This window comes from Dietzia cercidiphylli, from assembly GCF_014145145.1.
In the GTDB taxonomy this organism is placed as follows: domain Bacteria; phylum Actinomycetota; class Actinomycetes; order Mycobacteriales; family Mycobacteriaceae; genus Dietzia; species Dietzia natronolimnaea.
The window spans coordinates 1-9,036 of the sequence record NZ_JAALEA010000508.1; the positions used below are offsets into that span (position 1 = coordinate 1).

At 71.2% G+C, this 9,036-nt stretch carries 7 protein-coding genes; 4 read left to right on the plus strand and 3 right to left on the minus strand.

Annotated features, from left to right (window positions below; all coding sequences use genetic code 11):
• From G6028_RS16480 to G6028_RS16490, 3 genes are all read left to right on the plus strand, one after another.
• On the plus strand, positions 1-1,196 hold a 1,196-nt coding region (locus G6028_RS16480; protein WP_182659516.1), incomplete at its 5' end, for an acyltransferase family protein.
• A gap of 377 nt (positions 1,197-1,573) precedes the next feature.
• The gene (locus G6028_RS16485) at positions 1,574-1,921 is read left to right on the plus strand and encodes a YciI family protein (RefSeq protein WP_179525288.1); all 348 of its coding nucleotides are present in this window, start codon (positions 1,574-1,576) and stop codon (positions 1,919-1,921) included.
• Between the two features lie 40 nt (positions 1,922-1,961).
• Positions 1,962-3,215: an RNA polymerase sigma factor gene (locus tag G6028_RS16490; protein ID WP_182659517.1), complete on the plus strand. Its 1,254-nt coding sequence runs from the start codon at positions 1,962-1,964 to the stop codon at positions 3,213-3,215.
• Positions 3,216-3,239: 24 nt separating this feature from the next.
• Here the strand turns inward: G6028_RS16490 and meaB are convergent, their stop codons facing one another.
• The 3 genes from meaB to G6028_RS16505 form a co-directional block, all read right to left on the minus strand.
• Entirely contained in the window at positions 3,240-4,205 is a 966-nt protein-coding gene (meaB, locus tag G6028_RS16495) for a methylmalonyl Co-A mutase-associated GTPase MeaB (RefSeq protein WP_182659518.1), read from the minus strand.
• Between the two features lie 134 nt (positions 4,206-4,339).
• The gene (gene scpA, locus G6028_RS16500; protein WP_179525291.1) at positions 4,340-6,655 is read right to left on the minus strand and encodes a methylmalonyl-CoA mutase; all 2,316 of its coding nucleotides are present in this window, start codon (positions 6,653-6,655) and stop codon (positions 4,340-4,342) included.
• A gap of 1 nt (position 6,656) precedes the next feature.
• Positions 6,657-8,504, minus strand: coding sequence for a methylmalonyl-CoA mutase family protein (locus G6028_RS16505; RefSeq protein ID WP_338404262.1), 1,848 nt, complete (start codon positions 8,502-8,504; stop codon positions 6,657-6,659).
• Positions 8,505-8,638: 134 nt separating this feature from the next.
• Between G6028_RS16505 and G6028_RS16510 the strand changes: the two genes are divergently transcribed.
• Positions 8,639-9,036: TVP38/TMEM64 family protein (locus G6028_RS16510; RefSeq protein WP_422110542.1), on the plus strand; the 398-nt coding region annotated here is incomplete at its 3' end.

Sequence of the window (9,036 nt, forward strand, 5' to 3'; positions counted from 1 at the left end):
CGGCGGCTCCGACCCTGGCCGACGCTCCCGAGACCGCCGCAGCCGAGGCCACCGGGGTGCAGCAGCCGCGGCTCGCCGGTGCTCGCGGTCACATCCCGGCGCTCGAGGGTCTCCGCGGCCTCGCGGCGATCGGCATCATCACCACCCACGTCGCGTTCGTGACCCGGATGTCCTACGGGACGCCGGTGCGCCGCCTCTACGGTCGTCTGGACATGCTGGTCGCGGTGTTCTTCGCCAAGACCGGCTTCCTGCTGTGGCGGGCTCACTCCGACCACGCCCGCCGCGACCGGCCGGGAACGGCCCGCGCGGTGATCCCCTACCTGCGGGCCCGGCTCGTGCGAATCATGCCGGCGTACTCAGTGCTCGTCGCCGTCGCCATGGTGCTCCTCCCCCAGAACCGGATCAACGGCCCCGTGGTCTGGCTGCGCAACCTCACCCTGACGCAGATCTACCAGCGGAGGTTTCTCGTCTCCGGGCTCACGCACGCCTGGTCACTCGCGGTCGAGATGGCCTACTACCTGGCGCTCCCGGCGCTGTGGACCGGGATGAGGAACCTGCGGGGCGACAGGGCCCGATGGCGGCTGCCCGCCGTCGGCGCCTTCGGGCTCTCCGGCCTGCTGTTCCCGCTGATCCCCTGGCAGCGCCTGCGGCTCCTGCCCAGGGGCATCAACGTCCAGATCCTGCCGCCGGCGTTCTCCGCCTGGTTCGCCTCCGGGATGCTGCTGGCCGAGCTGGCCACCGCCCGCCCGGGACTGCTCGCCCGACTGAGCCGGGCATCCTATGCCAGGTGGGGTTGGTGGACGGCCGGCGCCGGGGCGCTGCTCGCCACCACGTCGACCCGCTGGTTCTCCGAGGGCTTCCACCACCCGAGCGGCCGTGAGTACGCCGCGCGCAACGGGCTCACCGCGGCGATGGCGTTCTTCTTCCTCGGGCCGGTCGTCCTGGCCCCGGCGGGCACGCGCTTCCGCGTCCTGGAGTCGGCACCCCTGCAGGCGATCGGCCGCTGGTCGTACGGGATCTTCCTCTGGCACCTGATCGTGCTGCACTACGCGTTCCCGCTCACCCGCACCTCGCTGTGGACCCGGCGGATGGGCGCCATCTGGCCCGTGACCGTGGCCGGGTCGATCGCAGTGGGCGCGGCCAGTTACCGGTTCATCGAGGAACCGGCGCGAAAGCTCCTCTCTCCGCACGCCTGAATTCGGCGCCGAGTTCTCGTAGGGTGAGCCGCACGACCGCGGACAGGCTCGCGGTCACGACGAAGGAGAACAGACGATCGGTACTGACCCCGGGCGTCGGCGGGCCGGGCGTCGACCTCTACCGCCTCCTCGGTCGTCTCACGTCTGAATCCACACGCGTGATCGTCATTCCCGGACGTGATGTCGCGTGTGGGTGAGCCTGCAGCGTGTGGATCCGACGGCTGAGGACTCCCGTCCTGGTGCGCCCGGGAGCGGAATCCGGAAGAGCGCGGAGAATTATTGTGCGAACCTGTCGATCTTGCGGCGGCTGTTCGTCATGGAGGTGTCGGCGCACAACACCGCGGCCGGCATCCACCACTCCCAGTCAGGAGATCGACATGAAGTACGTACTGCTGCTTATGGCCAACCTCGAGGACGTGCGCTGCGGCGAGGAGGAAGGGCCCGGCGTCGAGGAGTTCATGGCCTTCGACGCCGAGCTGGAGAAGGCCGGCGTCCTCGCCGGTGGCTTCGCTCTGGAGGACCCCGAGACCGGCGTCACGGTCAGGATCCCCGCGGGCGGGACGGACGCCGTCGTGACGTCCGGTCCGTACGCCGAGAGCAGGGAGTTCGTGGGCGGCACGATCGTCATCGACGTGGCGGACATCGACGAGGCGCTGGCCTGGGCCGCCAAGTGCCCCGGCGCCAGGGGCGGACGGGTCGAGGTCCGCGCGATGCTGGAGTTCTGATGCCGGACCGACGGGTCCGGGGCGACGCGGGGGTGACCCCGTGACCGCCCCGGGCCCGGCGGCGTCGGACGTGCTGGTCGCACTGCGGCGCGAGGAGCACTCGCGCCTCCTCGCCACGCTGGCGTCACGCTTCGGGGATCTGGATCTCGCGGAGGACGCGGCCCAGGACGCGCTCGAAGCGGCGATCGAGGCCTGGCCCCGTACCGGGGTGCCGGACTCCCCGCTCGCGTGGCTCACGACCACCGCCACCCGCAAGGCGATCGACCGGCTCCGGCGGGAGAAGGCGCTCACCGAGCGTCTCGCGCGTCTCCGGGTCGAGGAGGACCGACGAACCTCCGCGCCGCCGGTCCGTGCGGTCGTGGAACCGGACGAGATCCCTGACGACAGGCTCGAGCTGTTCTTCGCGTGCTGCCACCCCACGCTCAGGACCGACGAGCAGGTGGCGCTGATCCTGCGGTACCTCGGCGGGCTGACGACGACGGAGATCGCCCACGCCTTCCTCCTCCCGGTGACGACGGTGCAGCAACGCCTGGTCCGGGCGAAGAAGCGCCTCCGGGTCACGCGGATCCCGATCCGCACGCCCGGCCCGGATGATCTGCCGGCTCGACTGCCCGCGGTGCTCGCGGTGATCTACCTGATCTTCACCGAGGGATACGCCGCGTCCACCGGTGACGGCCACCTGCGCGGGGACCTCACGACGGAGGCCATCCGCCTCGCCCGGATCGTGCACAGGCTCGTACCGGGGCAGCCGGAGGCGACGGGCCTGCTCGCGCTCCTGCTGCTCACCGAGGCACGCGCGCCGGCCAGGGTCGACGACGAGGGCCTGCCCGTCCCGCTGCGCGAGCAGGACAGGGACCGGTGGGACCGTCTGGCGTCGGATGAGGGGCTGGCCCTGGCGATGGAGGCCGCGGCCGGCGGTCCGGGGCCCTACTCGGTGCAGGCGTCGATCGCCGCGGTCCACGCGGAGTCGCGAGACGTCGAGTCGACCGATTGGGCACAGATCGTGGTGCTGTACGACCTCCTCCTCGCTCTCGCACCCGGACCCGTCGTCCGGATGGCGCGTGCGGTGGCCGTGGGTCGCCGCGACGGACCGCAGTCAGGCCTTCGGCAACTCGACGCCCTCGCCGGAGAGGCGGAGCTCGAGCGGCACCACCCGTTCCACGCGGCGCGGGCGACGACGCTCGAGGAACTCGGCCGCGGTGAGGAGGCGCGCCGGGCCTGGGCGCGTGCCCACCAGCTCACGGAGAACGCCTCCGAGCGCGAGTACCTGGTCCGCAGGTGGTGGAACGCCTGACGTACTCGCCGACGAGTCGGCGCGTCAGCTGTCGAAGGCGTCGATGATCGCCTGGGCGGCGAGGGCCGCCGTCAACGTCCCCTCGCTGACACGTCGCTCGACATCGGCCGTGACCCGACGCACCTCGGGGTCGGCCGCGAGTCTCGCCATGAGTGTGTCGTGCACCATCGACCTGGTCCATTCCACCTGCTGACGGGCTCGACGGGCCGCGACCTCGCCGATCTTCCCCATCGTGTCCTGGTGCGAACGGACGGCATCCCAGAAGTCGTCCAGACCGTCACCTTCGAGACCCGACATCGTCAGGACGGGCACCTTCCACGCCGAGTCCGACGGTCGCACGAGTCGCAGTGCCGCGCCGAGTTCCCGCGCGGCGCGTCTGGCGTCCTTGACGTGGGGGCCGTCGGCCTTGTTGACGGCGACGACGTCCGCCAACTCCAGGACGCCCTTCTTGATGCCCTGGAGCTGGTCTCCGGTGCGGGCGAGGGTGAGGAACGTGAAGCAGTCGACCATTCCGGCGACGGTGACCTCGGACTGTCCCACCCCCACCGTCTCGACGAGTATCACGTCGAATCCCGCCGCCTCGAGCAGCACCATCGTCTCGCGGGTGGCCTTCGCCACCCCTCCGAGCGTGCCGGAGGTCGGCGACGGCCGGATGTAGGCGCGGGGTTCCGTCGAGAGCGTGGCCATCCGGGTCTTGTCGCCGAGGATCGACCCGCCGGTGCGGGTGGAGGACGGGTCGACGGCGAGGACCGCCACCTTGTGGCCCTTCTCCACCAGATACAGACCGAAGGACTCGATGAACGTGGACTTCCCCACGCCCGGTACCCCGGTGATCCCGATGCGCAACGCGCCACCGGCGTGCGGGAGTGCGCCGAGAAGCAACTCCTGGGCCTTCTCGCGGTGTGCGGGGTTCGTGGACTCGAGCAACGTGATGGCGCGGGCGAGGATGGGACGATCATCCTCGAGCACCCCCTCGAGGAGGGCCGCCACGTCGATCTCCCGGCGCGGCCTCGGGCCCGTCGCGGACGGGACCGGACCGCGGACCGCACCCGTACCGAGCGTGGTGGACAGGCTGCCCGAGACGTTGCCCGACCCCGCGGGATCGGGACCGGAGCCGAGGCGGTTCAGGACTCGGCCCCCGCCCCTGCCCCTTCGCCGGGGCGCGCCGGTGCCGAGCCCGCGGCGTCCGATCCCGGGGACTCCGGGCCGGCGGAGGGCAGCTCGTGACCGAGTTCCCGGGCCAGTGCCCCGAGCAGTTCGATCGCCGCGTCCGAGATCACGGTGCCGGGGGGATAGATGGCGGTCGCCCCGGCGTCGTAGAGTTCCTGGAAGTCACCGGGCGGGATGACGCCACCGACGGTGACCATGATGTCCGCACGGCCCACCGCGGCGAGCGCCTCGCGCAGTGCCGGCACCAGGGTGAGGTGACCGGCGGCCAGGGAGGACACGCCGACCACGTGGACGTCGGCGTCCGCGGCCTGCTGGGCGACCTCTTCCGGGGTCTGGAACAACGGGCCCATGTCCACGTCGAAGCCGAGGTCGGCGAAGGCGGTCCCCACGACCTTCTGCCCGCGGTCGTGGCCGTCCTGTCCCATCTTGGCCAACAGGATGCGCGGCCTGCGACCCTCCAACTCGGCGAACTCCTCGGCCATCTTCATCGCCTTGGTGACGTTGTCCACGGCGCCCTCCTTGGAGACCTCCTGCCGGTACACGCCGGACAGGGTCTTGATCTCTGCCTTGTGTCGACCGTAGACCTTCTCGAGCGCGTCCGAGATCTCGCCGATGGTCGCGTGGGCGCGGGCGGCGTCGATGGCCAGCGCCATGAGGTTGTTCTCCATACCGCTCCCGGCCCCGCCGCCGGCGGCCTCGGTGAGCCTGTCCAGGGCCGCCTGGCAGGCGGCCTCGTCGCGCTCAGCCCGGAGCCTGTCCAGCTTGGCGAGCTGCTCGGTGCGCACGCGGGAGTTCTCGACCTTGAGGACCTCGATCTCCTGGTCCTCGGTGACGACGTACTTGTTGACCCCGATCACCGGCTGGCGACCGGAGTCGATCCGCGCCTGGGTGCGGGCCGCGGCCTCCTCGATGCGGAGCTTGGGGATCCCCTCGCCGATCGCCTGTGCCATCCCGCCCGCCTCCTCGATCTCGATGAGGTGCAGTCGGGCCTTGTCGGCGAGCTGAGCGGTGAGCCACTCGATGTAGTACGACCCCGCCCAGGGGTCGATGGGGCGGGTCGTCGCCGATTCCTGCTGGAGCAGGAGCTGGGTGTTCCGCGCGATGCGGGCGGAGAAATCGGTGGGCAGCGCCAGCGCCTCGTCGAGGGCGTTGGTGTGCAACGACTGCGTGTGACCCTGCGTCGAGGCCATGGCCTCGATACACGTGCGGGCGACGTTGTTGAACACGTCCTGGGCGGTGAGCGACCAGCCGGAGGTCTGGGAATGGGTCCGCAGGGACTTGGACTTCTCGTTCTGCGGTCCGAACTTCTCCACCAGTTCACTCCAGAGCAGGCGGCCCGCCCGCAGCTTGGCGATCTCCATGGAGAAGTTCATCCCGATCGCCCAGAAGAACGACAGCCGAGGGGCGAACTTGTCGATCTCCAGCCCGGCGTCCAGCCCGGCGCGCAGGTATTCGACGCCGTCCGCGAGCGTGTACGCCAACTCCAGATCCGCCGTCGCACCGGCCTCCTGGATGTGGTAGCCGGAGATCGAGATCGAGTTGAACCGGGGCATCTTGCGGGAGGTGTAGGCGAAGATGTCCGAGATGATCCGCATCGAGGGCGTGGGCGGATAGATGTAGGTGTTACGGACCATGAACTCTTTGAGGATGTCGTTCTGGATGGTCCCCGCGAGCTGCTCCGGAGCCACCCCCTGTTCCTCGGCCGCAACCACGTACAACGCGAGGATCGGCAGGACGGCGCCGTTCATCGTCATCGAGACGGAGACCGCGGACAGGTCGATCCCGTCGAACAACTCGCGCATGTCCAGGATCGAGTCGATCGCCACACCCGCCATCCCGACGTCCCCGGCGACCCGGGGGTGGTCGGAGTCGTACCCGCGGTGGGTGGCCAGGTCGAACGCGACCGACAGCCCCTTCTGGCCCGCCGCGAGGTTGCGGCGATAGAAGGCGTTGGACTCGGCCGCGGTGGAGAAGCCGGCGTACTGCCGGATGGTCCACGGCTGGTTGACGTACATGGACGGGTACGGACCGCGCAGGAACGGCGCGGCGCCCGGGACGGTGTCCAGCGGGAAGGGCGTGACCTTCTCGCCGTCGTCGGTCGGGGCACTGCCCGTCTCGACCGCGTCACGGTCCGCCTTGGTGAACACCCGCTTGACGTCGATGCCCTCCGGGGTCTCCCACGTGGGGCCCTCGTCGACGGAACCCGGCTGGGGGGCTCCGTCGGTGGACCCGCGCAGCGGAGAGATGCTGAAATCGGGGAAGGTGGTCATCTCACTTCACTCCCAGCTGGTCGAGGAGGGTGGTCAGGGCGGCGACGGCGTTGATCCCGGTCGCGAGGTATCCGTCCGGTCGGTCGTCGGCGTCGGCGGGGAACCCCTTCTCGGCGCCCGCGAGGTACACCGTCGTCACACCCGCCTCGCGCAGCGCCCGGACGGCCTCCGGGCCCTCGGTGGCGTAGCGCTTGTCGGCGCCGCAGAGGACGGCGATCTCCTCCCCCTCGCGGACCCCGGCGTACTGGTCGGCCGCGGTGGCCAGGGGGTTGCGGGCCTCGATCCCGCCCGCCGCGAGCAGGTTGGCGATGAAAGTGACCCGACCCGTGGTCTCCGCCATGGGGCCGAGCCCGGCGAGCAGGATCGTCGGCCGGGCGCCGGTGGCCTCGAGGTGCGCGTCGGAACGGTCCCGCAGGGCCTCGAAGTCGCGCCCGTACCGGTAGTCCTCCCCGCCGCGCCGAGCCGGGTCGAGCGGTGGCTCGGCGAGGTTCGGGAACTCGGAGACACCGGTGATCGGCGCTGTGCGGTGGGCGATGTCGGCATCGCGGGCCTCGCGGACCCGGGCGATCGCGGCGGCGACGCTCCCCGAGGCGATGGCGGCGGCGAGTCCTCCCTCGGCCTCGACGGTCTGGAACGCGGACCAGGCGGCCTCGGCGAGCGAGTCGGTGAGCGACTCGACGTACCAGGATCCTCCGGCGGGATCGACCACATGCCCCAGGTGGGACTCCTCGAGCAGCAGCAGTTGGGTGTTGCGTGCGATGCGCTCGGCGAAGGCCGGTGAGGCGCTCTCCAGGCCCCCGGGCAGGGAGGCGTCGAACGGCAGGACGGTGACGGAGGTGGCACCGCCGACCCCGGCCCCGAACGAGGCGAGAGTGGTGCGCAGCATGTTCACCCACGGGTCGCGTCGCGCCATCATGGCCGAGGAGGTGACGGCGTGCTGCGGCGCATTCCCCGCGTCGGGTGCGCCCAGGAGTTCGGCGACGCGGGCCCACATCAGGCGCCCGGCACGGAACTTGGCGATCGAGACGAACTGGTCGTCCGTGGCGGACAGTCGGAACGAGATCTGGCGCAGGGCGACCTCGACGTCGAGCCCCGCCGACACCAGTCCCCGCACGTACTCGAGGCCCGCCGCCACCGCGTAGGCGAGCTCCTGCGCGTCCCCGGCGCCGTCAGCGTGGAAGACGGTGCCGTCGGCCACGAAGGTCCGGAGGGTCTCCTCGCGCTCGGCCACACGGACGGCGAGGCCGACCGCCGCGTCGAGGTCGACCGATTCCGACGACGCGCCCGCGGCATACGCGGAGGTGACCGGTGTCGCGCCGAGGTCGGCGATCACCGCGGACCGGTCGGTCACCCCGTCGCCTGCCGCCCTGCGCTGGTCGAGCAGCTGGAGGAACGCGTCGGTGACCTCGACGAGGTCCGATCCGGCGTCGAAGGTCACCGGCGCGAGGTCCAGGTAGACGTCCTTGAGGACGGCGGCCACGTCGGCGGCCGGCACCCGCAACCACAGCGCGGACGCGCCCTGGCCGAGAAGGTCCAGGACCGAGGTGTTGACCTCGCTCGGGTCGCCCTTGGCCTCGACCCTGGCGCTGAGGTGCCAGCCGTTCTCCGGGAGCCCCGACCGGTCCCCTCCCCGCACGAACGGGAACGACCCCGGAGCCGGGCGCTCGGGCGTCTCGTCGGCGCGCGTGTAGAGGGGGTTCACCTCGATCCCGTCGCGGGTCGTGGCCACGAGGGCGCGCCAGGCGTCCTCGGGCATCTCGGCGGGATCCTTGCGGGCGGCCTTCGCGAGGACGGCTCCCACAGAGGCGTACCAGGAGTGAAGGTCGGGACCTGTGGTCGGACTGGACACCGGTACCTCGTTCTCTTGTGGAGTGAAGGGGGTCACCACGGACTCTAATGCAGCCCCTCCCGCTGTCGAGACGTGACCATGTGTGCGGGGTCACCAGGGGTGGGCTCCGCGATCCCGGCGACTACAGTCGACCCGTGCGCGGACGGGTGATCTGGTGGGTGGCGGTCGTCCTGGCCCTGGTGGTGCTGGCCACCGTCGTCCCGACCCCGGGACTGGAGCAGCTGCGCGGTTGGGCGGATGAGCTGGGCCCGTGGTTCCCGGTCGCGTTCTTCTCCGCCTACGCGATCGTCACCGTGGCGCCGGTCCCCCGGTCGACCTTCACCTATTCGGCCGCTGTGCTCTTCGCTCCCGCGGTGGCGATCCCGTGGTCACTGGTGGCCTCCGGGATAGCGGCCACCCTCGCGTTCGTCGGCGTCCGCCGTCTGGGCCACCGCCGCACCGCCGCGCTGCGCGCGGACCCCCGCGTCGCGGCGGTGGACGCCCGCCTCCGGCGTCGCGGATGGCTCTCCGTCGGGAGCCTGAGGCTGGTCCC